This is a genomic window from Pseudoalteromonas sp. L23 (assembly GCF_021728455.1).
Lineage (GTDB): Bacteria > Pseudomonadota > Gammaproteobacteria > Enterobacterales > Alteromonadaceae > Pseudoalteromonas.
In genome coordinates, this window is the sequence record NZ_JAKKCW010000018.1 from 1 (window position 1) to 25,402 (window position 25,402).

At 44.1% G+C, this 25,402-nt stretch carries 19 protein-coding genes; 9 read left to right on the forward strand and 10 right to left on the reverse strand.

The genetic code is table 11. The annotated features are described in order from the left end of the window. Positions 1–199: 199 nt before the first annotated feature. Together gppA and rhlB are read right to left on the reverse strand one after the other, a co-directional pair. Positions 200–1,708, reverse strand: coding sequence for a guanosine-5'-triphosphate,3'-diphosphate diphosphatase (gene gppA, locus L3V43_RS20730; RefSeq protein WP_010604250.1), 1,509 nt, complete (start codon positions 1,706–1,708; stop codon positions 200–202). Positions 1,709–1,760: 52 nt separating this feature from the next. Next, positions 1,761–3,041, reverse strand: coding sequence for an ATP-dependent RNA helicase RhlB (gene rhlB, locus L3V43_RS20735; RefSeq protein ID WP_010604249.1), 1,281 nt, complete (start codon positions 3,039–3,041; stop codon positions 1,761–1,763). Positions 3,042–3,132: 91 nt separating this feature from the next. On the opposite strand from rhlB, the gene trxA reads away from it, so the two are divergent. The 3 genes from trxA to L3V43_RS20750 all read left to right on the forward strand — a co-directional run bounded on the left by trxA (position 3,133) and on the right by L3V43_RS20750 (position 6,325). Continuing rightward, positions 3,133–3,459, forward strand: coding sequence for a thioredoxin TrxA (gene trxA / locus L3V43_RS20740; protein ID WP_010378172.1), 327 nt, complete (start codon positions 3,133–3,135; stop codon positions 3,457–3,459). A 205-nt stretch (positions 3,460–3,664) separates the two neighbouring features. After that, the gene (gene rho / locus L3V43_RS20745) at positions 3,665–4,924 is read left to right on the forward strand and encodes a transcription termination factor Rho (RefSeq protein WP_010604247.1); all 1,260 of its coding nucleotides are present in this window, start codon (positions 3,665–3,667) and stop codon (positions 4,922–4,924) included. 138 nt (positions 4,925–5,062) lie between these two features. Then, positions 5,063–6,325, forward strand: a complete 1,263-nt coding sequence (locus L3V43_RS20750) for a methyl-accepting chemotaxis protein (RefSeq protein WP_102055845.1) — start codon at positions 5,063–5,065, stop codon at positions 6,323–6,325. Here the strand turns inward: L3V43_RS20750 and L3V43_RS20755 are convergent. Then, positions 6,322–9,153 carry a response regulator gene (locus tag L3V43_RS20755; protein ID WP_237117325.1) on the reverse strand — a complete coding sequence of 944 codons (2,832 nt, stop codon included), beginning with the start codon at positions 9,151–9,153 and terminating at the stop codon, positions 6,322–6,324. The genes L3V43_RS20750 and L3V43_RS20755 overlap by 4 nt on opposite strands. Before the next feature lie 71 nt (positions 9,154–9,224). Between L3V43_RS20755 and L3V43_RS20760 the strand changes: the two genes are divergently transcribed. Then, on the forward strand, positions 9,225–9,809 hold the full coding sequence (locus L3V43_RS20760) for a DNA-J related domain-containing protein (RefSeq protein ID WP_010604244.1): 585 nt from the start codon (positions 9,225–9,227) through the stop codon (positions 9,807–9,809). Here L3V43_RS20760 and dbpA read toward each other — a convergent pair. Next, on the reverse strand, positions 9,798–11,180 hold the full coding sequence (dbpA, locus tag L3V43_RS20765) for an ATP-dependent RNA helicase DbpA (protein ID WP_237117326.1): 1,383 nt from the start codon (positions 11,178–11,180) through the stop codon (positions 9,798–9,800). The genes L3V43_RS20760 and dbpA overlap by 12 nt on opposite strands. A gap of 192 nt (positions 11,181–11,372) precedes the next feature. Here dbpA and L3V43_RS20770 point away from each other — a divergent pair, with 192 nt between their 5' ends. Further along, positions 11,373–12,767: a M20/M25/M40 family metallo-hydrolase gene (locus L3V43_RS20770; RefSeq protein WP_010604242.1), complete on the forward strand. Its 1,395-nt coding sequence runs from the start codon at positions 11,373–11,375 to the stop codon at positions 12,765–12,767. Between the two features lie 89 nt (positions 12,768–12,856). Then, entirely contained in the window at positions 12,857–13,627 is a 771-nt protein-coding gene (locus L3V43_RS20775) for a tetratricopeptide repeat protein (RefSeq protein ID WP_102055841.1), read from the forward strand. Here the strand turns inward: L3V43_RS20775 and L3V43_RS20780 are convergent. Then, positions 13,624–16,236 (reverse strand): EAL domain-containing protein, encoded by a 2,613-nt coding sequence (locus tag L3V43_RS20780; RefSeq protein WP_102055840.1) that lies wholly within the window; start codon positions 16,234–16,236, stop codon positions 13,624–13,626. The genes L3V43_RS20775 and L3V43_RS20780 overlap by 4 nt on opposite strands. 316 nt (positions 16,237–16,552) lie before the next feature. Here L3V43_RS20780 and ubiD point away from each other — a divergent pair, with 316 nt between their 5' ends. The 3 genes from ubiD to L3V43_RS20795 all read left to right on the forward strand — a co-directional run bounded on the left by ubiD (position 16,553) and on the right by L3V43_RS20795 (position 19,379). After that, complete coding sequence (gene ubiD, locus L3V43_RS20785) at positions 16,553–18,025, forward strand: 4-hydroxy-3-polyprenylbenzoate decarboxylase (RefSeq protein ID WP_174170991.1); 1,473 nt, start codon at positions 16,553–16,555, stop codon at positions 18,023–18,025. A 77-nt stretch (positions 18,026–18,102) separates the two neighbouring features. Next, on the forward strand, positions 18,103–18,816 hold the full coding sequence (fre, locus tag L3V43_RS20790) for an NAD(P)H-flavin reductase (protein ID WP_095727054.1): 714 nt from the start codon (positions 18,103–18,105) through the stop codon (positions 18,814–18,816). Between the two features lie 155 nt (positions 18,817–18,971). Further along, a complete protein-coding gene (locus tag L3V43_RS20795) occupies positions 18,972–19,379 on the forward strand; it encodes a CBS domain-containing protein (protein ID WP_010604237.1) in 408 nt (135 codons plus the stop codon). A 20-nt stretch (positions 19,380–19,399) separates the two neighbouring features. Here L3V43_RS20795 and add read toward each other — a convergent pair whose 3' ends face one another. The 5 genes from add to L3V43_RS20820 all read right to left on the reverse strand — a co-directional run bounded on the left by add (position 19,400) and on the right by L3V43_RS20820 (position 25,375). Next, positions 19,400–20,395 (reverse strand): adenosine deaminase, encoded by a 996-nt coding sequence (add, locus tag L3V43_RS20800; RefSeq protein WP_237117327.1) that lies wholly within the window; start codon positions 20,393–20,395, stop codon positions 19,400–19,402. 132 nt (positions 20,396–20,527) lie between these two features. Beyond that, the gene (locus tag L3V43_RS20805; RefSeq protein WP_237117328.1) at positions 20,528–21,631 is read right to left on the reverse strand and encodes a heme biosynthesis HemY N-terminal domain-containing protein; all 1,104 of its coding nucleotides are present in this window, start codon (positions 21,629–21,631) and stop codon (positions 20,528–20,530) included. Continuing rightward, complete coding sequence (locus tag L3V43_RS20810; RefSeq protein WP_237117329.1) at positions 21,628–23,445, reverse strand: uroporphyrinogen-III C-methyltransferase; 1,818 nt, start codon at positions 23,443–23,445, stop codon at positions 21,628–21,630. The genes L3V43_RS20805 and L3V43_RS20810 overlap by 4 nt, the downstream gene beginning before the upstream one ends. Beyond that, positions 23,446–24,384: a hydroxymethylbilane synthase gene (gene hemC / locus L3V43_RS20815; RefSeq protein WP_102055836.1), complete on the reverse strand. Its 939-nt coding sequence runs from the start codon at positions 24,382–24,384 to the stop codon at positions 23,446–23,448. 103 nt (positions 24,385–24,487) lie between these two features. Beyond that, a complete protein-coding gene (locus L3V43_RS20820) occupies positions 24,488–25,375 on the reverse strand; it encodes a DUF2914 domain-containing protein (RefSeq protein WP_237117330.1) in 888 nt (295 codons plus the stop codon). Positions 25,376–25,402 lie beyond the last annotated feature (27 nt).

The following is a 25,402-nucleotide window of genomic DNA, read 5'->3' on the forward strand; positions in this document are numbered from 1 at the left end:
TCGAACTTAAGTTTTACTTGACGCTAACTCGTTGCTGCTTTGCTTTTCAGCGTAGCGCCCCGTGTCAGTGGGGTCGCATTATAGGGCGATCCGATTTTAGTGCAACCCTTTTTTTAAAGAAAATTGCGAAAAACAGATCGTTTGGATAGAAATCACTCTAAGACAGTTGTTTTTGCATGTTTTACAAACAAAAAGAGCGCTAAATGCGCTCTATTTTTAATTCCCAACCGAATTTTGATAGGTAAGCTGCTTCTTGAATGAGCTCCGCTAACATCAACGGATGAAGGGATAGCCAAGGATTGGGCATTTGCATAGTCAGGGACTTATTCTCTTTATTGTTGGCTTGCACTGTTACTTTAGGTAGAACATCGTCTTTTCTACGCATAGATAACAAAACACCAAGTCGAACTACGACGCATAACAACTTAGCGTATCCAAAGTGACAACCTAATCGATCAAAATCTTTGGCAACAAGGTCAGCTCTATGATTTTTAACGATAGCAACGATAATATCTTTTTGCGCTTTGCTATATCCAGGCATTGAAGTATTCGCCAATATATAGCCGCTGTGTCTATGGTACTGTTTATAGTCAATCAGCAAGCCTACTTCATGAAGAGATGCGATTGCCTTTGCCAAGTGAAGACTCGCTTGTTCATCGAGACCCCAGCTTGATGACACTTGGGCGATAATATCAGACACCACTTCGTATACTCGCAGCGCCTGCTCGGTATCAACATGATAACGCTGAGTGAAACCATCCAATGTGCGCTGACAGATATCGACAGCCTGAAAATCAGGGATCATACTATAAAGTACACCCTCACGAAGTGCGCCACCGGCAAGACCCATAGATTGAATATCCAATGACTTGAATAGTGCAATCAAAATTGCAAGGCCCGATACAAAGACTAAGCGGCGTTCTTCAATTAGCCCAGGTAAAGTTAGCGCAGCCACCGTTTCACATTCAATTGCTTTAAGCTTTACTTCTTCCAACTTGCTCAGAGTCAGTTGTTCATTCTCGCCCATCGCAGCGAAAATTTCCTGAATGGCTTGAACAGTACCTGACGCACCAATGGCTAACTCCCAGCCAAGCTTTTTATATTTGGCTTGAATAGGCTGAATAACCTGTTTTGCAGCCAGCTCTGCAGCGTCAAAGTTTTTCAGACTTAATAGGCCATCGCTGAAATATCTATCAAGATAAGTCACACAACCCATATTTAAACTTTTATACAGTAAGGCATCAAAGCCTTTTCCGATCACAACTTCGGTACTCGCGCCGCCAATATCAATAACGAGTTGCTTACCTTGACAGGCGGATGTGTGAGCGACACCTTTATAAATCGTTTTAGCTTCCACTTCTCCACTGATCACATTTACCTGATGATTAAGGATCTGCTCCGCTTTTTCGATAAATGTGTGAGCGTTAATAGCCAAACGCAATGTCGCAGTCGCTACAATACTGACATTTTGCTTGGGGATATCTTGTAAGCGCTCAGCAAACAAAGCAAGGCATTCCCATCCTCTTTGCATCGCCTCAAGCGACAATTCATTTTGGTCATTAAGCCCAGATGCCAGCCGCACCTTCCTTTTCACACGGCCGATTGTGTGAATACCGCCTGCCATATGTTTCGCTATCAACATATGAAAGCTGTTAGAACCTAAGTCTATTACAGCGTAAATATCTTCCTTCGAAGCAGTCTTTGCCACTTTTCAAACCTCAACAAATCGCATTAAGCGCTTACTACTTTACTATCCAAGTTTATTTGGATTGTGGTTTTCTATAGCCACCAGTTCGGCGACCGCCACCACGTTGCTTGTTACCACTATTACCATGGCCTGAATGACGACGTTTATTTACTTGAGGCGCACGCAAGTCAGTTAATAGTGCTGTTTTATCATAATGAGAAACAGGAATTGCATGTTCTATGTATTCTTCTATCTCATGTAAATTGTAGGCATATTGCTCGCACGCGAAACTAATCGCATGTCCAGATGCACCAGCTCGACCCGTACGACCAATGCGGTGAACGTAGTCTTCTCTGTCATCCGGCAAGTCAAAGTTGAACACATGACTTACTTCAGGAATATGTAAACCACGTGCTGCAACATCAGTCGCAACCAGCAAGTCAACATCACCACGCGTAAACTGCGCTAATATTGATTGGCGTTTCTTTTGGTTCACATCGCCAGTAAGCAAACCAGCACGGTGACCATCCGCTTTCAGCCATGCATATACGTTTTCGCAGCTGTGCTTAGTATTAGCAAAAATGATTGCCTTCTCTGGCCACTCTTCCTCAATCAAAGTCAGCAGTAAAGGTATTTTGTCCTCTGTTGACGGGTGAAATAGCTCTTCTTGAATACGCTTGCCCGTTTTAACATCTGGCTCAATTTGCACATGAATAGGATTGGTCATGTGTTCGAATGCTAACTCTTGCACTCTGTATGACAGTGTTGCAGAGAATAATAGATTTAATCGCTCTTCACGACCTGGCATGCGATTGAACAAATAACGAATGTCTTTGATAAAACCTAAATCAAACATTCGGTCTGCTTCATCTAGCACAACCACTTCGATATCATTGAGGTTATAAGCACCCTGCTTATAAAAATCGATTAAACGCCCAGTCGTTCCGATTAGTATATCCGCACCTTTTTCCAGTTGAGCCCGTTGTTTTTCGTAATCTTCGCCACCATATACAAGGGCAAGCTTAAGATCACAACGTGGCGCAATGACTTGCGCGTCCTTATGTATTTGGATAGCCAACTCTCGAGTCGGTGCCATAATAATTGCACGAGGTTGCGTTTTTTTATCCTTTTTAGTCTGCAATAGGCGATGACAGGTCGCGGTCAAAAACGCAAGGGTTTTGCCCGTACCAGTTTGTGCCTGACCCGCGATATCGCGGCCTTCACAGATGTAAGGTATACACTTTGCTTGGATTGGCGTACAAAATTCGAAGCCATTTTCCTGTAAACCGGCGACCACTTCCGGCGCTAAAGCAAAGTCGTTGAATGTTTTATTGGTCAAATGTGTCTTAGTCATAGCAATAAAGCATAACGTTTAAACTTGCAATAAGAAACAAGAGTGTTTAAATACGCATTAAATATTTCGCCTAATTCTAACGGAGAGCGTAATGAGCGACAAAATTATCCAACTAACTGATGACAGCTTTGAAGCTGACGTAATCAAATCTGACAAGCCTGTACTAGTAGATTTCTGGGCAGAATGGTGTGGCCCTTGTAAGATGATTGCGCCTATCCTTGATGAAGTTGCAGAATCACACGGTGACCGCGTTGCGATCGGCAAACTGAATATTGACCAAAACGCAGGAACTCCACCTAAGTACGGTATCCGTGGTATTCCAACACTATTACTGTTTAAAGATGGTGCAGTAGCAGCAACCAAAGTTGGTGCTCTATCTAAGACTCAACTTGTTGAGTTCCTAGAAAACAACCTGTAATTCAGGCTGTTACATACTCTGCGGCATCACTGCCGCAGTTGTAGACCTGATCTATATCATTTTTAATAGAATAAAATTTGTATAAACACTGGACGACCTGACGCCTAGCTGCTAACTTATAAAGCCACAAACCTTTAAGCTTTATCAAATCAACCTCTCTCGTGAAACTAACGAGAATGACAACTGTAATAAAGAACCCACCAATATGCATTTACGCGAATTAAAAGACAAGTCAATCAATGAACTTGTAAAACTTGCTGAGTCCATGGGACTTGAAAACGTAGCTCGTTTAAGAAAACAAGATATTATCTTTGCTATTTTGAAAGCGCACGCGAAAAGCGGCGAGAATATATACGGCGGCGGTGTTTTAGAAATTTTACAAGATGGCTTCGGCTTTTTACGTTCTTCAGAAGCATCTTACCTAGCTGGCCCTGATGATATTTATGTTTCTCCGAGCCAGATTAGACGTTTCAGCCTGCGTACCGGTGATACCATCAGTGGTTTAATCAGACCACCAAAAGATGGCGAAAGATACTTTGCATTATTGAAAGTTAATGAAGTTAACTTCGATAAGCCTGAAAACTCTCGTACCAAAATCCTATTCGAAAACCTAACGCCTATTCATGCTAATGAGCGTATGGTAATGGAGCGAGGTAACGGTAGTACAGAAGATATTACCGCTCGAGTATTAGACCTTGCTTCTCCAATTGGTAAAGGTCAGCGTGCACTTATCGTTGCACCACCAAAAGCGGGTAAGACAATGTTGCTTCAAAACATTGCTCAGTCCATCACATACAACAACCCAGATGCAACATTGATGGTACTACTAATCGATGAACGTCCGGAAGAAGTAACTGAGATGCAGCGTCTTGTTCAAGGTGAAGTAATTGCTTCTACGTTTGACGAACCTGCCAACCGCCACGTTCAAGTAGCAGAAATGGTAATCGAAAAAGCAAAACGCTTAGTTGAGCATAAGAAGGATGTTATTATTCTACTTGACTCAATCACACGTCTTGCTCGAGCATACAACACGGTTATTCCTTCCTCAGGTAAAGTATTAACTGGTGGTGTTGATGCCAATGCACTTCACAAACCTAAGCGCTTCTTTGGTGCTGCACGTAATGTTGAGGAAGGCGGAAGCTTAACCATCATCGCAACGGCACTTATCGATACCGGCTCTAAGATGGATGAAGTTATCTACGAAGAGTTTAAAGGTACGGGTAACATGGAACTACACCTAAACCGTAAGATTGCGGAAAAACGTGTATTCCCAGCTATCGACTTCAACCGCTCTGGTACTCGTCGTGAAGAACTATTGACGAAGACTGATGAGCTTCAAAAGATGTGGATCTTGCGTAAGATTGTGCATGAAATGAGTGAGATCGATGCCATGGAATTCCTTATTGATAAGCTTTCCATGAGCAAAACAAACGATGAGTTTTTCGACTCAATGCGTCGTAAGTAAGTAGACTCTGAGTCTAATTATTGAAAAGCCAGCTTATGCTGGCTTTTTGCGTTTCAGGTTCGCCAACTACCTGTTTTTGTTCTATACCTTACCTAGTGAATTTAAACCAAGTTTGAATAATGAACCTAGGGATATAGAATGAAGCCGAGTCGTATTATTGCCGCTGTCACACTGTTTAATCTGGCTTCGGTAACACTCGCAATCACCTTGCTATCTTCTGATACAGCCAAAATAGCTGTTGCTCTCGGAGCTCTAGCACTGGGGGCGCTCTTCCAGCTTTTATGCTTTAAGAAAACCTCTTCCGCTGAAAAGCATATGGAACATCTCGTTCGCAACTTTATCAACGACAATGGTGTCGACCTAACGTATCGCTTTAACGAACAAGATAAAAATATTTCTAAGTCCTGCCTACTAATGAATGATTGCTTCGCCGTTATAGAACATATAATTAGTGAAGTATACGCATCTTCTTCTCGACTTCACCCAATGGCAGATAGTTTAAGAGATACCTACGCATCCATGACGCAAAAAGCGACGCTACAACATACTCACGGAGAATACTTAGCCACCTCGATACAGTCTATGTTAGAGATTTCCGCGCGTTTAGATACTAGCTTAGAGCAGATCTACGCATCTGTAGAAAACGCTACAACGGCAGTGAAGCAGACCAGATTAGATACTGACAAAAGCCAAGAAAGCCTGCTAACTCTTGCAGATAACATCAAAAAGACCAATGAACAAATAGAGTTGCTCAAAACAGACAGCAACGAAATTAGCTCAGTGCTTGAAGTTATTAATGCTATTGCAGAGCAGACCAATTTACTTGCGCTAAACGCTGCGATTGAAGCAGCACGAGCTGGCGAGCTAGGCAGAGGCTTTGCCGTCGTTGCTGATGAAGTTCGTAATTTAGCGGCAAGAACAAGCCAATCTACAAAAGAAGTAAGTCTGGTTATCAGAAAAATTCAATCCGGTACAGATTCTGTTTACGCACTCATGCAAGCAGCACTAGAGGAAACAGATAACACGGTAAAATTAAGCGAAGCCTCTACAAAAGAGGTTGATGAAATAGAAAACGCGATGCTCTCTATCAACCAAATGTCTCACGATATTCATCGACAAGTTGGAGAACAGAAGCAAGCCTCTGACGAAGCTCAAGAGAGCATAGAGTCAATGGTGCACCTGAATTCAGATGCACTTTCAAGTACAAGAATACAGGCTGTCTCCAATCGTGACCTCATAGCACTATCGCAAAGTATTCATTCCAAGTTATCCATGTTTAAGATTTCAGATTACACCCCGGAACTAGACACCAGAAAAGACAGTTCACGGGTATCAATCAGTAATATTGAGCAACCTGAAAACTCAAATGTGGGGAATGCTGATGATATAGAACTATTTTAGGACGCTAAAGACTCTTTAGATTTTAGCTGATCGCACATCGCTAAGAACAAAGACTGAAACTGATCTTCATTTCCTTGCTTTAACACTTTTTCAAATTCTATGGCTATACTTGCCAGTTCGGGAAATTCAAACATAGATGCCGCCCCCGCCAACTTATGGCAAATAGCCTGAAGTGTGAGCAGCTCTTTATTTTGCCAAGCATCAATTAGTAAATAACGCTCTTGTTCAAAAGTACTTGCGAAGCTATCTCTTAAGTCCGATAAATCGATATTAAGCTCATATGCTTTGCCATGCTCAAAGTTCAAATGCGTATTCAGAACTCCCAGCAATTCATTTTTATTAATCGGCTTGCCAATATGTCCATTGAATCCAGAATCAATATATGATTTGACTTCTTCCATCAGTACATTAGCGGTTAGCGCGTATATCGGCCCAGAATAGCCAGCAGAACGAATAATCCTTAATGCTTCGACACCATCCATTCTTGGCATTTGAATGTCCATAAGCACCAAATCAGGAAAGTCACTAAGACACTGTTCAACCGCTCGAGCACCATTTTCGGCTACAATGACCGTCGCCCCCGTCCGCTCGATCATACGAGAGAATAATTGGCGGTTTTCAGGGTGATCCTCTACAACCAACACAGTACCTGATAACAAAGGTTGCTTTAGCTGAGGTTCTTGCGCTTCAGTGGCCGCGACATTGAGATACACAGTACAAGGTACATGAAAAGAGAAGATACTGCCTTTATCAATAATGCTTTGAACTTTTATTTCACCATTCATCATATGCGCAAGCTGGCTCGACAAACTTAATCCGAGCCCAGAGCCACCAAAGCGCCTTGTTATGCTGTTGTCAGCTTGTTGGAAATTATCAAAAATTCGGCCTATCTGCTGCTCAGTCATGCCAATACCTGTGTCCTTCACCACAAACTGTAAGCCATGGTGCGTTTCAGATACTTCTAATTCAATACGGCCTTTTTCGGTAAACTTTAGGGCATTACTTAGCAAGTTTATTAGTATTTGTTTTACTCGAATGTAATCTAAACGCACGTAAGCGTTAGCCCTGACCTGGTCACAAACGATAAACTCTAATTGCTTACTCTGGATATTTTGTTGAAACATATCGCATAAGTCCGCAAGTAAGCTGCTTACCGAAAACTCTGTTGATTCAAGCTCTAAGCGCTCAGCTTCGATTCGACTTAGGTCAAGAATATCATTGACGAGATCTCGTAAGTGTAACCCTTGATTATAGATAGTTCTGACTGAAGCTTGTGCCTGAGCATTTAAATCTTGTTCGACCAACAAGTCTTCTGCATGTCCCAGCACCGTAGTAAGTGGCGTTCTGATTTCATGGCTCATGTTTGCTAGAAATTGACTTTTCACTTGATTTGCCGCTTTTAACTCATCCGCTTTTTGCTGAAGCTCAGATGTTCTGAGTGCGACTTTTTGACTTAGCTCCAGTTTTGCTCTTTGCTCAATCTTACGTCGGTAAAGTGCGAAAGTTGTCAGTAAGGTTAATAGTGCAATGATAACACCCAACAATTGTAACTGGCTGCGCTGCTCTTCTTTCAGTAGCTGTAATTTTTGTTCTTGCTTGAGCACTTCAACTTCTCGAGAAAGCTCACTCGCTTCATACTTAGCACGATAATCATTGATTCGCTTAAGCACGTCATCATTCATTAAGCGCTTTTGCGCTTCCCGATTTTGCGAGTCATATTCTCTAGCTTGTTGTATATTACCTTGAGCAGCCTCAATTAGCGCTAGTAAACGTAGCGACATTCGCTCCTTCTTCTGCTCGTGCATCAATCGGCTGGCAGCTAAACTTTGCTCAGCATTCGCTAAGGCTTCTACAAGTCTGCCTTGTGCAAAAAATATTTGTGCTAATGTATATTGCGCCTCCATAACATTAGCGGGGTTTTGAGCCTTTTCAGCGTAATAAAGTGCAAAATTCGCCTCTTTTTCAGCAACGTCAAGCTGATCTAAGGAATAGCTAAGAAGTGCGAGGTTAACGTATTCGTACGATAAATGGCGAACATCATTTTGAGCTTCATAATACGTAATGGCGGCCTGATAAGAAGCTTTAGCCAATTCAGGCTTTTTCGTTTCCGTATACAGGACTCCAAGATCTGCATGAGCAAGCGCGACACCATATTCATCACCCAATTCATTAAAAGCTTTAAGCGCGGTATGTAGCATCTCCTCCGCTTTATCGTAGGCAGCTTGACGAATATAAACCCCTGAAATATTGAGTAGAATGTCAGCGTGATCTTGAGCATTGCCAAACTCCTGATAGAGCTCGTCCGCTTTTAAATAGTTTTGTAGTGCAAGATCTAAAGTAAAGTTTTTAAAGTAGGCCAACCCTAGGTTGCTGTGTAAGTTAGCCATTTCAATAGGGATATTACGCTGTTCAGCCAGCGCTAAAGCACGAGAGTAAAACTCTATTGCCTGTTGGTATTGACCGAGATAGAAATTACAGATCCCTTGTAGCTTAACAGCAGTAAAGTGGTTGTCAGTTAAGGGCTCTGACTGGGTGATTAATTCTAGCTGGCTAAGAAAAGCTAGTGCATCTTTAAACTGATTGTGACTATAAGCAGACTTACCAAGGCTAAACAAAATGTCCACTTTTTTCTCTTTTCCGAGCTTTTTCTCAGCGAGAAGTTCCTTGCCTAGAATTTGTTTTTGTTGCCAATTCGTAATCAGCTTCATTTCCGTAATGCGTTCAGTGAGTGAAGTATTACTCACTGCATATTCCGCATGAAAAGTAGTAGAGAGATAAAAACAACACGCAAACACAGATCTGGGCTTTAGTAGCCTCGATAAATTCATTGTTGCTCTCCATTGCTTATCATTTAGTCTGCGTGGTAGTGTGAAGATACACCAAGACTAAAGAGGCGACAATGTTCAATCCGCTTACAGATGTTATTTTTAAATTAATTTGTCAAAATCAATCTTTAAAAGTACACACTATTGCCGCCGCTCTGATGGAACAACAGCAACTACCTCGCCTTGATGAAGATGAAAATAAAAATCTCTTCAAGCGCAACTTTCTGATCATGAATGCCCTGTACCAACTTCAGCAAGAAGTATTCGCTGAGGGTCAATACCTGCATGTTGAAGCGCTCAATGTTTATCTAGCTCCACGACTAGGTGAACATCAATTAGCATTAGATGATCCGCTCAGAAGCTACTATTTAGATTGGCAACACTATGAAACCAGCAGTGAAGAAGTGAGTGCTCTGTTGGATAACTTTTGGCAGCGCTTTGCATTCAATGGCGCTCGCCAGCGAATTAATATCAAGGCTGACGAATTAAACGCGATTAAAACACGCTGGCGACTGCCTAACGGATATGATCGCAGGATGTTAAGTCAATGTTGGAGAAAACTGGCCCTGACTCATCACCCAGATAAATCAGGTGATGAGGAGACTTTCAAACGCTTAATGAACGAGTATGAGATACTTAAGCAGACCTTAAGCACGTAGGGCTTTATAGCGCTTATTTTTAATTTTGCTATTGTTAAGCTTTCGTAGTGCAGGCTTAACTGCCTCGCGTTTTACAGCTACGAAGGTTTGTACATCATATATATTGATTTTACCAATTTGTTTAAAGTTAATGCCCTCTTCACCTGTCAAGCTGCCGACGATATCTCCTTTGCGAAGCTTTTGTTGCTTTCCACCTTCAATCATGAGGGTCACCATATTCGACTTATAGGCTGGTTTTTCGAGCAGTGAATGGCCCGGCAACGTGCCATGTTTTAGCTCTTGACCATATATTTCCGCCAACTGTTTTATTTTGAAGGCTTCTTTTTCTCCATAAAGAGATACTGCGATACCTTTGTGCTCACCCCGGCCCGTACGACCAACACGGTGAATATGCGTCTGTGGCTCAAGCGCCAAATGATAGTTAACCACAAGCTCAACTTCCTCAACGTCGAGCCCTCGAGCGGCCACGTCAGTGGCAACCAAAATATTGGCACTCTTATTAGCAAAGGTGAGCAATGACCACTCACGCTCACCTTGATCTAAATCGCCATGTAACTCGACACAAGCAAGTCCGGTTTGGCGTAATTCTTCGAATAGTCGCTTAGTCTCAGCTTTGGTATTACAAAAAACGATACAGCTTTGCGGCTGGTGCTGCATTAACAGCACTCTCAGCGCGTTAAAGCGCATTTTATTGTTGTCTAACTTATAAAAGGTTTGCTTAATGCTGTGGTGTGCTTGTTCTTCTTTTGCTTCAACAAACTCTGGCTCACGCATATATTGCTTCGCCAGTTTCATGATCTTATCTGGGTAAGTCGCACTAAACATTAGTGTTTGTCGAACTTCAGGGACATACACTAAAATGCTTTCTAGCGTTTCAGTAAAGCCCATATCCAGCATCTGATCAGCTTCGTCGAATACCACAGTCTGCGTTTCAGTTAGCATGAGTGAGCCATTAAAAACATGCTCTTCAACTCGACCAGGTGTACCAACAACAATATGCGCACCGTGTTGCAACGCCCGTGTTTGAGGTTCAATTGGCGTTCCTCCGCAGAGTGTTTGCACTTTGACGTTACCAATTAAAGCCGCAATTTTTCTGATCTCTTGTGCGACTTGATCAGCCAACTCTCTCGTTGGACATAACACCAAAGCCTGAACCTCATTGCACTCGGGCTGCAACTTATTCAGCAGCGCAAGTGAAAACACCAGTGTTTTACCAGATCCGGTTTTCCCTTTCACGACTAAATCTCGTCCAGTCAGCGCCGGCGTTAAACTCACAGACTGTACTGCTGTTGGCACCATGTAGTTAAGATCTACAAGGCGCTGAGCAAGCGCTTGGTTTAGAGGTAATTGAGAAAATGAAGTGATCGACACAGTGCTTTCCTATTCGCTATCTTAATCGCGTATTTTATACCAAATGTGTAAATTCGCTAACCGCTTTACTCTATTATTCCAAGATAAAGCGCCCCCTAGATTGTGGATGAATTATCCTCATCGCAATACACGGACTTACATCACAATTTATGCTTTAATCTCTCGGTAACTCCATTTTTACCAAGGATTATCATGAAGTTTAAATCACTATTGGCATTTGGTTTATTAAGCGCAGGTTTGAGTACAGCACTGCAAGCCGAAGAATTTACTACACAACAATTAGAACAAGTTAAACAAGTTAGAGAAGCCGCAAGCCACAGCAACCTAAGTTGGCAATTACTAGAATCCCTCACCACAGAAGTAGGCCCACGCTTACCGGGTACCGAAAATGATAAAAAAGCGGTAGCTTGGGCAAAGAAACAACTTGAGCAATTGGGCTTTGACAAAGTCTGGCTTGAGGAAGCAACCTTTCCTGAATGGCGCCGCTACCATGAGTCTGCAAAAATCCTGATACCGAGCGAACAACCGCTACACCTTACAGCGCTCGGTAACAGTGTCAGTACACCAAAAGATGGCTTAAGTGGCGAAGTAGTGTTGTTTGAAACTCTCGATGAGCTGATTGCTGCGCCAGACAACAGCTTAAAAGGTAAAATAGCTTTTATTAATTACCGCATGAACCGCGATATTGATGGTAATGGCTATGGACCGGCAGTAAGAGCTCGTAATAGCGGCGCCGTAGAAGCGGCTAAAAAAGGCGCTATCGCCTATATGATGCGCTCAGTCAGCACCAGCCACCACCGCTTCGCGCACACTGGCGGCAGTCACTATAAAGCGGGAGTGACAAAGATCCCGTCCACTGCAGTTGCGAACCCAGATGCGGATCAGCTAGCACGCCTTATCAACTCTGGTCATGCAGTTAAAGTCGCGCTAAATATTCAAACTGAGGACTTAGGTGAAGGAACCAGTTATAACGTCATCGGTGAATTCTCGGGTACTGAGTTTCCAGAGCAATATGTCTTGATTGGTGGTCACTTAGACTCTTGGGATCTGGGTACTGGTGCACTCGATGATGGTGCTGGTGTTGCATTAACGATGGCGGCAGCTAAGCATATTGCCGATGTAAAACGCCCTAAACGTAGTGTCCGCGTAGTCCTATTTGCAGCAGAAGAACTCGGTCTTTGGGGAGCAAAAGCTTATTTTAAAAAGCATCAGGCAGAATTAGACCGCATCGTAGCCGCATCCGAGTCCGATTTTGGTGCAGATGTAGTGTATGCGTTTGAATCAAACGTAAATGCCGCTTCCTTACCGGTTGTGCGTGAGATTGCAAAACAATTGGCGCCACTTGGCGTTACTTATATTGGCAAGAATAGCGCACATGGTGGTCCTGACTTAATTCCGCTGAAAAATGCTACATCAGCGCCAATCTTCGCTTTACACCAAGATGGAACCGATTATTTTGATTATCACCACACAGCTGATGACACGCTTGATAAAGTCGATCCAGAAAAACTAAAGCAAAATACCGCGGCATACGCCGTATTTGCCTTAATGGCAGCCGATGCCAAAACGAAAATGGCAGGGAAATAAAATCTTACACTTATGGGGACAAGTACACTTGTCCCCTACACTCAAGTTGCCTACCTTAGACATACCCACACCTAACTAACTAATAGAATATGGAAATCAAAAGCGTATTTTTTTCCTTTTACGACACAATATTCAACTTCATCAGTAAATATAAAGTTGCCGTGTCGGCACTAATTGTGGTCACTATTGCATTTTACTTTTATAACCAGCATCAACAACAAATCGCTAGTTATCAAACATACTTAGCATCCCCACAAATCGATGACCTGATTATTTTTGACGCTGGCAAAAACACTGGGCAAGTTTATGATCCTGCTTTTCAGATATTACAAATTACTGAGCTGACAGATGACAACATTGAAGTGAAGGAAAGTGCCTACACTTATCGAACAATGCGTAACATCACCCGAGATATCCGTGTCAGCATGCTAATGACCGATCATTATTTTAAGCCACAAAGGCTGACGCTAGAAAAAGACAATCTATTAGACTTACTTGACGATGAAACCATAGTCTCCGTATACAGGCCTGTAGGGATCCATGTACTCGGCGGCGTTGTTAGACAAAGATTTAAAAAGCCGAAGCCACTATATAATGGACCTAAGATCTCTGCACAGAACCAAGAAGCAATTCACGCTTACAGCCAAGGAAACTTTGAAGAAGCAAAAACGGGATTTGCAGCAGCAGCTAAAACCGGCAACCCTTGGGCACAATATAACTATGGGACAATGCTTCGCGACGGTGAAGGCGGTGCAAAAGACATTAAAAAAGCGATCCACTGGCTTAAACTTGCCGCAGAGCAAGGTAATCATAAAGCACAGACAGCTCTGGCTAAGTTATGCCAAGACCACCCCTGTTAACTGTGACTTTGCTTGTGATACTGCACAGTCAAAACGTTTGCTTCAAACTCTTGTTGTGCCACCGGTTTAGAATGAAAATAGCCTTGTGTCATATCACACAGTAAATTCTTTAAAAACATGCATTGTGCGGGGGTTTCAACCCCTTCTGCAATGACCCTTAAGTTCAATTTATGCGCCATCAATATAATCGCACTGACGAGCGCTTTATCTTCTTCATCTTCAGGTAAATCACGAATAAAGGTTCTATCAATTTTCAATTTAGAAAGCGGGAAGCGCTTGAGATAACTCAACGACGAATATCCAGTACCGAAGTCGTCAATCGCCAGTTCTACACCGATTTCTCTTAATGCTTTTAATTGTGACAATATTTTGTCTGAGTTTTCAACTAGTACTGACTCTGTGATTTCCAATGTCAGATATTTAGCTTCTAGTCTGGTGTCTTTAAGTACTTTTCTTACTAATGCAACCATATCTTGGCGTTTAAACTGGATACTAGAAACGTTAACTGCAATAAATAAGGGTCTACCGTAGTTGTCTTGCCAAGCTTTAACTTGAGAACAAGCGTGATACAGCACCCATTCTCCAATGGGTAAGATAAGCCCTAGTTCTTCGCAAACGGGAATAAATTGCTCTGGAGAAACATGGCCTAGCAACTCACTTTTCCATCTTAACAACACCTCGCAGCCAACGAGGTCGCCTCTACCAAGCTGTGAAAAAATAGGTTGGTACACCAGTGATAATTCTCGATTAGACAGCGCTTTGTGCAAGGCACTTTCTAACACGCTACGCGCTTTGGCATGTTGATGCATCGCTGAAGTATAGAATTGAAAACAGTCGCGACCATGCTCCTTCGCTTTATACATTGCACTATCGGCATTACGTAGCAAGATTTTTCGATCGGTGCCGTCATCTGGGTAAAGCGTGATCCCCATACTACCGGATACATAAGCTTCGTGCCCTTCCAAATGAAAAGGGTTGGCTAGAGCACGTAAAATCTTAGTCGCAACCTGCTCTAAATCACTGATAGAACTTATATCTTGTAGCAATAACGCGAACTCATCCCCACCTAATCTTGCAACGGTATCAGAACTGCGCACGCACTCATTAATACGGTTTGCAGCTTCTTTGAGTAGTAGATCACCAATATGATGTCCAAGCGTGTCATTCACTGCTTTAAAGCGGTCAAGATCGATAAAACAAATTGCAAAGCGCTCTTCTAGCTGAGCTGCTCGTTTTAACGCTAAATCAAATTTAACGTGATAATGATGGCGGTTTGCAAGACCTGTCAAACTATCAAAGTTGGCTTGCTGCCACATCAACTGTTCGTTACGTTTTCTCGAGGTAATATCACTGAATAACGCAACATACATATCAATTTCCCGAGCATCGTTAAATACTGCAGATACTTGCAGCCAACTCGGATAAATTTCACCATTTTTGCGCTTGTTCCAAATCTCTCCCTCCCAATGGCCTTTGTTAACCAAGTCATCATATAACGCGTTGAAAAAGCGCTCATCGTGACGTCCAGAGTTCAGGATTGATGGAGTCTCCCCTATCACTTCATCCATGCCAAAGCCTGTAATTTCGCTAAATGCACGATTCACCATTTGGATTTGATTATGTTTGTCGGAGACCAACACACCTTCAGAGGTTGTCGAAAATACCGTACTTGCCAAGCGCTGTTCTCTTTCGTTCTCAAGCTCTTCCGTAATATCTTGAATAACATAGATAAAACCCAGTTTTGCTTGTGTTTCACTTACCACCGGGGCACAAGAAACCCGCACATTGCGATAACCAAAACGCGCATCAAGTTGGCACTCAAGCGTTCCTTCCGTTAGCAGCTTTTCACTATCAAGCACATCAAATAAGGTATAAATAGATTTTGATTTTAACGCTTCTAAACTATCAAAATCCTTTAACACTGAGCCATTAGCGGCTTCAATGTGATGAGTTTCATCCGTAAACACCAGATATGCTTTAATACCATCAAAAATGGCACTGAGCTTCGCACCTTGGTCTTGTGCTCGCTGATTGGAGCGCCTTAGCCTGACCAAAACGGTCATCAATACCGCCATCGATAGAATAAGCACAGCAATTACCGCAGTTAACAAAATGACCTGTACCATATTGGCTTGCTTGATTTTTTCAGTCTGCAGCATGACCTGTTGTTCAAGATTGGCTTGGTAATGCCAAAGATCTTGCTGTAGCTTACGCTGCTCACTCATATCTTGAATGATAGAAAGTAACCTTGGTTTACCATCGCTATCTTCAAACGGCGTTGAGTGAACACTCACTGTTTTAGTACTACCGTCTGCAGTTTGATGTTGGAAGATAAAATAATTGCGGCCTTCATTTAATGCCGCTTGACGCTCATTGGCAACCTGCTCGGCGGTAAATAAGTTGATATCTTGAATGACTTTTGATTCTAGTACCGCCTCGCTATAACCATAGAATGCGGCAGCAGTCTTATTGGCATCCAAAATTTTTCCAGACGTGGGCTCGATGATCAACATCACCGCGCTATGATTAGAAAAAGTATAATATGGTAACTCGTTAGCTGGTGCTGAAATACAAAACAGCAACAGCAGCCCCCCGAGCAATTTTGACATCAACTTCAAACTCAGACCCCTCAGGATATCGTTTTATGCAACCGCGGCGACTATAGCGCAAAGGGTATGTGAGCTACATCGAAAGTCGATTTTTGCTTGTTTCATATCAAAACAACTCAACACACACATCTTTTTATAACAATTTATACACTTGCTCCGGCGTACTGACAAGCCAATACGCTCTGAAAGTGTAGTCTATTTCGCAATAGTGTAGACGCAAAAGTGAGTCACTAAACCTTTTCACCATCCCATCCGTACAGCTAGGAAAAATATGCCTAGTTGATATACTAGGCCAAACTCAACTCACAGTGCGCCGATGAAATACCAAGACTTACGAGATTTTATAGCCCAGCTTGAAAAACAAGGAGAACTTGTTCGCGTCAAGCAGCCCATTTCCACCAAACTAGAAATGACTGAAATTGCAGACCGAACGCTGCGAGCAGGTGGACCCGCTATCCTATTTGAAAACCCTGTTGGTTATGACATTCCGGTACTGGCTAACCTCTTTGGCACACCAAAGCGCGTCGCAATGGGGATGGGACAAAGCGATGTCAGTGAACTAAGAGAAGTCGGCAAGTTACTCGCTTTTTTAAAAGAACCCGATCCACCGAAGGGAATTAAAGAAGCCATTGGCCAGCTACCGGTATTCAAACAAGTGTTGAATATGCCAGCCAAAGAAGTGAAAAAAGCCCCATGTCAGGAAGTTGTACTGAGCGATAATGAGGTTGATCTCACTAAACTACCTATTCAACATTGCTGGCCTGGTGATGCCGCACCTTTAATTACATGGGGGTTAACGGTAACCAAAGGTCCTTATAAAAAGCGTCAGAACCTAGGGATTTATCGTCAACAGCTATTGGGTAAAAACAAAATTATTATGCGCTGGCTATCACATCGTGGCGGTGCGCTTGATTTTCAGGAGTGGTGCAAAGAGCACCCCGGCGAACCGTATCCGGTATCTGTTGCACTTGGCGCTGATCCCGCGACGATTTTAGGTGCGGTAACCCCAGTTCCAGATACGCTAAGCGAATACGCATTTGCAGGTCTACTGCGTGGTAGTAAGACGCAGGTTGTTAAATCAATTTCAAACGAACTGCAAGTACCAGCGAGTGCCGAAATCGTCTTAGAAGGATATATTCAACCGGGCGAGCTCGCGCCAGAAGGCCCATATGGCGATCACACCGGCTACTACAATGAAGTTGACGACTTCCCTGTAATGACTGTCACTCATATGACACATCGCAAAGATCCTATTTATCACAGCACTTATACGGGCCGCCCGCCTGATGAGCCAGCTATTCTTGGTGTTGCGCTCAACGAAGTATTCGTGCCGATTTTACAAAAGCAATTTCCGGAAATCGTCGATTTTTACCTTCCACCAGAAGGCTGCTCATACCGCATGGCGGTCGTCACCATGAAAAAGCAGTATCCGGGTCATGCTAAACGCGTGATGATGGGCGTATGGTCTTTCCTTAGACAATTTATGTACACCAAGTTTGTCATTGTTTGTGATGATGATGTAAATGCTCGCGACTGGAATGATGTGATTTGGGCGATAACAACACGTATGGATCCCGCAAGAGACACCACCTTAGTTGAAAGCACGCCTATTGATTATCTCGATTTTGCTTCCCCTGTGTCCGGACTTGGTTCTAAAATGGGTATGGACGCAACCAACAAGTGGCCGGGTGAGACCGACCGTGAATGGGGCGAGCCTATCGTTATGGATCCCAAGGTTAAACAACGCGTTGACGAAATTTGGGATACCCTAGGGATCACCATCAAATGACATATATCATCTAACATTGTGCACTCAGCTATGCTAGAGTGCACAGACTTTAGCCACGTGCTTAATAAAGGTAACACATGCAAGTATTAGCAGCAGAGGTTGTCTCAATTACACCTCTTACGGAATTTGTTCACAAAGTTATATTAAAACCTGAAGAAGCGGTGCAATTCGAAGCCGGCCAGTATCTGCAATTGGTACTTGGTGAAAAAGACAAACGTGCTTTCTCGATTGCCAGCAGCCCTTCAAAAACAGAGCAGTTAGAGTTACATATCGGTGCTTCTGGCGCAGACTCTTATGCCATGCAATCACTAGATCACCTACGTAACGCTTTTGATACAAAGCAAACCGTTACATTAGAAGTTGGCCTTGGCGTATCTCAGATCCGTGTTGATCAAGCGCGTCCACTGGTTCTACTTGCCGGCGGCACTGGGTTTTCTTATGTCAAATCTATGGCCGATCACTTGGCTGAAACAGGTTACGACCAACCTGTTTTATTTTATTGGGGTGTAAAAGAAGAATCTGCGCTATATGCAAAAGCGGAGATGGAAGCTTGGGCCGCCTCAAATAAACACTTTCAGTTTATTCCTGTGGTAGAAAATGCCAGTGAAGCATGGCAAGGCCATCGCGGCTTCGTTCATCAGGCTGTGATGAAAGATATCGTTTCTTTAGAACCGTACAGTATTTATATGGCTGGCCGCTTTGACATGATAGGTATCGTGCGTGATGACTTTATCAATCATGGTGCTGAGCGCGACTTTATGTACGCCGACGCTTTTGCGTTTATTAAGTAACTTAAGCCAAGTTATTTAATAGCAATTTACCCAATGTGTGGCAGGTGTTTAGTCACACATTGGAAAAACAGAACGAACCAATCAAAACAATCCATTTTACCAAAACACTCTCACCCGCTACTCTCATATTACACACAAACACCGCGAGAAATATGATGAGTAAACTCTATGTTCGTGACATCATGTCACCCGATTTCCCACAGTTAACCGCCGAGACCGAACTAACCGACGCGATTAGTTTGCTACAAAAGCATCATTTAATTGGTGCGCCAGTGATAGATGCACAGCGTCATCTTGTTGGATTTATTTCAGAGCAGCAGCTACTCAAGCCTTTGCTTAATTCCAGCTACTTTTGTGATGGTAAAGTACAGCTGAGAGACTTACTGGCTACGCCTGCCCTCAGCATTGAAGCTGCAACAACCGTTGTCGACCTTGCACAACGTATGCAGCAAAATAGTCCTAAGGTTTATCCCGTACTCAATGAAGGCAAAGTGATTGGAATTGTGACACGCAGCCAAGTCGTTGCGGCGTTAAAAGAGAGTTATCTTAGCTGTGCGGGGTGATCCCACACAGCAATTTCAGTCTACGCTTTCTTTGTAAGCAACGCTTTTTTATCAGCTTCGCTTAAAAAGGCAATCTCAACCGCATTGCGCTGCGCTTTATGGATATCACTCAAATCTAAACCTGCCGCCGCAGCCGCATGGCTATACTCGTTATCCAACTCGATACCTTGAACCGCAGGGTCATCGGTATTGATGGTTGCCAACACATCATGATCTAAAAATGCTTTCAATGGATGCGTGGTTAAACTTTCGACAGTGCTTGTTTGAATGTTACTGGTTAGGCAAGACTCGATCCCAATACGATTATCACGTAAATAGTCCATCAGAGCTGGGTCATGGATTGCTTTAACTCCGTGACCGATACGTGTTGCACCTAGTTCTTTAATGGCTTGCCAGATACTTACCGCGCCCTCAGCTTCACCAGCATGTACCGTCACCCCAAGGTAAGCATCGCGAACCTGCTTATAATGTTCAATAAACAGCTCGCCTGGGAAGCCCAGCTCGTCACCCGCGAGGTCAATCGCAACCAACTGCTCTTTAAAGGCAAGTAGCGCGTCTAGCTCATATTGGCATTTCTCAACACCAAATGTGCGTGACATAATCCCGATCAGGTTAACCTTAATGTCTTGGCCTTTAACTGCACTTTGTACACCGTCGACTACGGCTTCAACAACGCCCTGCGGGTGTAGATTATGGGTTTTTGCCATGTAGTAAGGGCTAAACCTTAGCTCAGTGTAATCAATACCTTGTGCAACTGCGTCGGCAACATTTTCAATCGCAATACGGCGACAAGCATCGTAGTCACCTAGTACCTTTACGCCCCAATCTAGTTTTTCAAGAAACGCCATTAGATTAGGTGCATTGTCCAACACTTGAACATGCGGGCGTAGACCTTCGAGATCCGTTGCTGGTAAATCCATATTAAACTGCTGGCCAAGTTCTAAAATCGTTGTAGCACGAACGTTACCATCTAAGTGGCGATGTAAATCTAATAGTGGGAGTGTGTTATTGATCATAAGAGACTCGATTTGCAGTTAAAATTTTTGGGATCATACGCACCTAAACTGAGATAGCAAGGACATATGTCAGAATTGAGTATAGCTAACTTTAATACAAAAAAGCCTGCACATTGCTGCGCAGGCTTTTCGTTACGATTTTGCGATTAAATACGCTTTCTCGTAGGTATGCATTTTTTCGTAGGCGAGCTGAGCTTGCTTACTCCAGCGCGCTTCCCAAGGGTTTGCGCTTAAAGAATCAAAGATCTTCGCAGCAAGTTCGTAATCCCCCTCAGCATTGCAAAGGCAAGCCAATGAGAACAGCAACTCCTTGTCATCGGGATGTTTTTTCAATTGCTGCTGCAGTGCTAACTTGAGTTCATTACTACTTTGCGTGCTGTGTTGCAGATAGTCGGCCAGCTGGTGATATTGACCTTGTTTGAGCAGCTTCTTGAGCTCATCCAACACTTCCGCTATGCGCCCCTGTTGCAGCTTTACCTTATTAAGGGCTGGCATTGCATGCGCTTTTACTGCCTTAGGTAGCATATTGAACAAAGTGTCTGCTTGCTCTGGGGCTATCACAAACATGCGCTCGAACACACTCTGCCACTGTGTATCACTCCAGTTAAGCTTTTTATGCCACTTCGCGATTTGTGCAGCAGCCAGCTCGGGTTGCTTAGCCTGTAGGCAAGCAAAAATGTAACCGCTAAGCACCGCTGAAGTTGGTTTAGCCGCAGACATTTTATCATCAAGTAAAGCCAACGCCTGTTCACTATTATTTGCCTCTAACCATAGTGCCGCAAGCTGTCCTTGGTTGACATCCGATATTGCTTCTAGCTCCGTATTCGCTTTGACAATATCTCCTTGCTTTAACGCCGCTTTGGCTGCGATGGCACGTACATAGTCTTGGCGTTCATCCGGCTGCGGCGTTTTCGTCAACAAGGTTGCGGCTTGTTCCACTTCGCCGTTAATAAATAGCCACAAACTTTCGTTCCATGTTTGTTGCGCTTTTAGTTTACGCTTTCTGGAAAAATGACCTTTCGTATTGACTAGGCGATGCCACGACCAACGCACTACCTTACCCAACAACACTAAAGCGGTGATGGCAAGCAACAGCAAGATAGTGAAAGACACTATGCTGCCTTCAATCGTGGTTTGATTGAAAGAGATCAACACATAGCCTCTCTCATCAATGAGCAAATGACTGGCGGCTAGCGCGATAAAAATAAGCGCGAAGGTGATGATTTTTGCCATCATTTTAGCCACCCTTTTACTGCTGCTGGGGTGGCAAGTTCAATCGGCTCTTGGCGCTGAACTTCACTGCGGCTCAGCTTGTTTAAAGCCTGCTGCATCGCGCTCACAGGCGCGTGTTGCGTATCAAAATAACGCGCCAGCGTGTCGGCTGCACTATCAAGCGCACTGAAGTAAATGCTCGCTTGTTGATCTATTAATGCGGTTTGTGCTTGGGTTAAATACGCACGCAGCTGCGTGCGTATAAGCAGCTGCTCATTTTTATCTAGCAGTGGGTCTATCACCACTTCATCATGGTGACGTATGGTAATAAAGTCATCAACCAATCCCTGCCAAGAGCGCTTTAAGTTCGCTTGCCAATCATCAACCTGTTGCGATAGCGCAGCATCTTCACTCGCTGCCTTTTGCGGAATTTGCTTGGTTTTGATCGTTAGCGTATCGACTTGAGACAATAAACCATGAAGCTCAAAGTAAAGTGACTCCGTTTGTGGCTTAGGCAAGGCCTTCAAAGCCGCAATATCTTTAGCAATCGCCTGCTTAACAGCAGCCGTGTTTGACTCAGACTCTAAGCTCTCTTGCAAGCGCTGCAGGATAGCGATTGCGCCAAGATAATCTTGCTCTGCCGCAACCTTAAATGCAGCAAGGCGCTGTAAATACAATGCTTCAGAGGCCACTGCACCGCTTACTTGCTGCTGCGCCTTGGCAAGCGTCTGCGTTAGCTGGGTTTCCACATGTTGCTGCTGCTCAGCCAATCGCTTTGCGACATTGTCTTGCAGCGAATCAAGCACATTCTCTACTCGTTGAAGTTGCGACTTAGCGCCGCTCAGCTGCGTGTTTAATAGCTGATTTTCAGCGTTAATCGCTTGGTTAGCTAGCAACGCTTGTTGCAACTGTTGTTGCTGTTGCAAATAAACATAGCCAGCACCAGCGCCACTACCCAGCGCCACTAATAATGCAAGGAGCGCAACCTTACTCACACCAGCCTTCGCGTGATGTGGCGTTACGGTTTGCTCTGCTGCTTTTGCAGCTTGCTGGGTATTTGTATTCTTTGTTTGCGATTCAGACTGAGTCATTTTGCGCCCTTGCTGCTTGGTATAGTCGATGATACTCCCTGCGATGGCACGATTATCAGGGCCATGACATACCACAATTTGAGACTGTTCGATGTTATAGGATTGCTGTACATGCTCAGCAATACGTTGGCTCACAACAAAGAAAGTGCGCTGAGCCAACCAATCTTTACTTGCTGACGACTGCGTATTAAAAATCGCATCCGCTGCACTATTACTGGTAATGACTATACCTTCAATCTGCTGGCTTCGCCAGTGGTCTAACCAGCCATCTGCATTGTCTTTTACGGCAACGCGTTCATAAACCACTAGACTGTCAAGGATGGCCCCCCGCGCTTTTAAAGTTTGCGCAATGACGGGACGCCCGCCTTTCCCTTTGACCAACAATACACGCTTGCCCTCAACAGAGGACAGCTGCGGGAGTGCAAGCAAGCCTTCGGAATCAGGTTGTTTAGGGTATTTAGCCTTGATATTTAGGGTCTGCTGGATAGCATCGGCCGTGCCTTCGCCAACAGCAAAAGCTGCGCAATGTCCGGCTAATGGTACTTCTAATTGGTGAAAGTATCGCACCGCATCTGGCGAGACAAAAATAGCTAACTCGGCTTCGCTTATCATTGCTTTGGCGGTGTCACTCACCGCCACTTCGTTAAGCTGCAATACTGGGCAAATCACTGAGCGAATTTGCTGCTGTGTCAGTAACTCCGATAAAGGTTCTGATTTGCCAACGGGTCGAGTTAGCACAACTTTCATTTAAGCGTCCCTATAAACCTCAGCAAGAATTTTATCTGCACCTTGCGCAAGTAAGGATTCTGCCAATTGAATTCCAAGTTGCTCAGCCTCTGCAACCATACCTGAGCATTCGCCGCGCAAAATTTCGCTGCCATCGACAGCACCTACTAAACCGCGCAAGTGCACCTGATCGCCCGAGACTTCGGCGTAAGCACCGATTGGAACCTGACATCCTCCTTCCAAACGGCGGTTCATTGCCCGCTCGGCAAGTACACGAATACGTGTATCAGTGTGCTCCAGTGGTGCAAGGAATGCTTTAGTTTGAGCATCATCGCTACGACATTCAATGCCGACAGCGCCTTGGCCATTGGCCGGTAATGAATCTTCAGGTTCAATATAACTTGCGATTCTATCCACCATTTCTAACCGGATAAGTCCCGCCGCGGCCAAAATAATGGCATCAAACTCACCCGCATCTAGCTTGGCTAGGCGAGTATTCACATTACCACGTAAATCCTTAATGACTAAGTCCGGACGAGCCGCTCGAATTTGACATTGGCGACGCAAGCTTGATGTGCCAACCACAGCACCTTCAGGCAACTCTGCCAGTGAGGTATAAGTATTAGACACAAACGCGTCTCTTGGGTCTTCGCGTTCGCAAATAGTATGCAGCTCGAGCCCTTCTGGGAAATCAACAGGTACATCTTTCATTGAATGCACTGCAATATCTGCGCGCCCTTCTAACATGGCCTGCTCAAGCTCTTTGACGAACAACCCTTTACCGCCAATTTTTGCCAGTGGCGTATCTAAGATCTTGTCGCCTTTCGTCGACATCGGCACGAGCTCTACTTTTAGATTCGCATGGTGTTTTTCAAGCTCTGCCTTAACAAATTCGGCTTGCCATAGCGCCAAAGCACTTTTGCGCGTTGCAATACGTAATATGGAAACTTGTTCTGTCATGATTTGCCTTTCATTTATTGCAGCGTTATTGCCGCTGCAAATAGTTAACTATGTGGTGATGGCAGTCAGTCACATGCTGCCATACACAATACTGCGAGTAAGATTATTGCTGACTATTATCCACAATGCGGAACGTCTTTTGGGCAAGCAGTTGTCCAGACTGCGTCACCACCTCAACACGCCAATCTCCGGTTTGACTCGGCATGACGTTCTTACTTGAATAAGTACGGTAGCGCGCGGCTTGGATCGGCAGCTCCACTTCTGCCATCAACTCGTCTTGATGAAACCACAGGTGCGACACCACTTGATCTTTAAGCGCGTGCACTTCAGTGAAAAAGTACAGCTTGTCACTAAACTGAGTGGTCGCAATTACGTCTTTCAACACGTTCGTTGGTTCGCGGTCGTCAATCATAGTAGTGAGTACAGCGCGGCTGATAAATTGCGTGTCGATTTTTGCCCCTAGCGCGACACTGGCGATGCGCGCTTCAGCATCAAATTGATTTTTAGCTTCAGCCCTTGTTTCTGTTTCTGTTTCTGTTTCTGTTTCTGTTTCTGTTTCTGTTTCTGTTTCTGTTTCTGTTTCTTCAGAAGTTTGTTGTTGCACTTGGTCTAACGCAATGACTTGAGCAACCTCTATTGAGGTCGTCGCGGCACCAGCAGGGGTGAGTTCGGGCGTCGTTAAAACGCTATCGGGTGAGGTATCCGCACTTGGCTGCTCGCCCTCACGCTCTTCATTAGAGTCTACTGATGCAGGAGAGTCATTCAGCGATGTATCGGTTTGCGCAATGGTGGCATGCATTGATATTGCCACTTGGGTATCACCTTCATCTGCATTGACGTTATCCACGACACCATAAACCCCCGCGGTTGCAATGCCAGCAAACGCTGCCGTTGCCATAAAAATGCGTTTCCAGTGCCATTGATAGGTCACCGCTGAGGGCTCTGAGGGTTGCTTACTCACCGACGTTTTTATGACAATCTTTTGTGACATTGCTTTGCTCCTGTATCTGTCACCAGT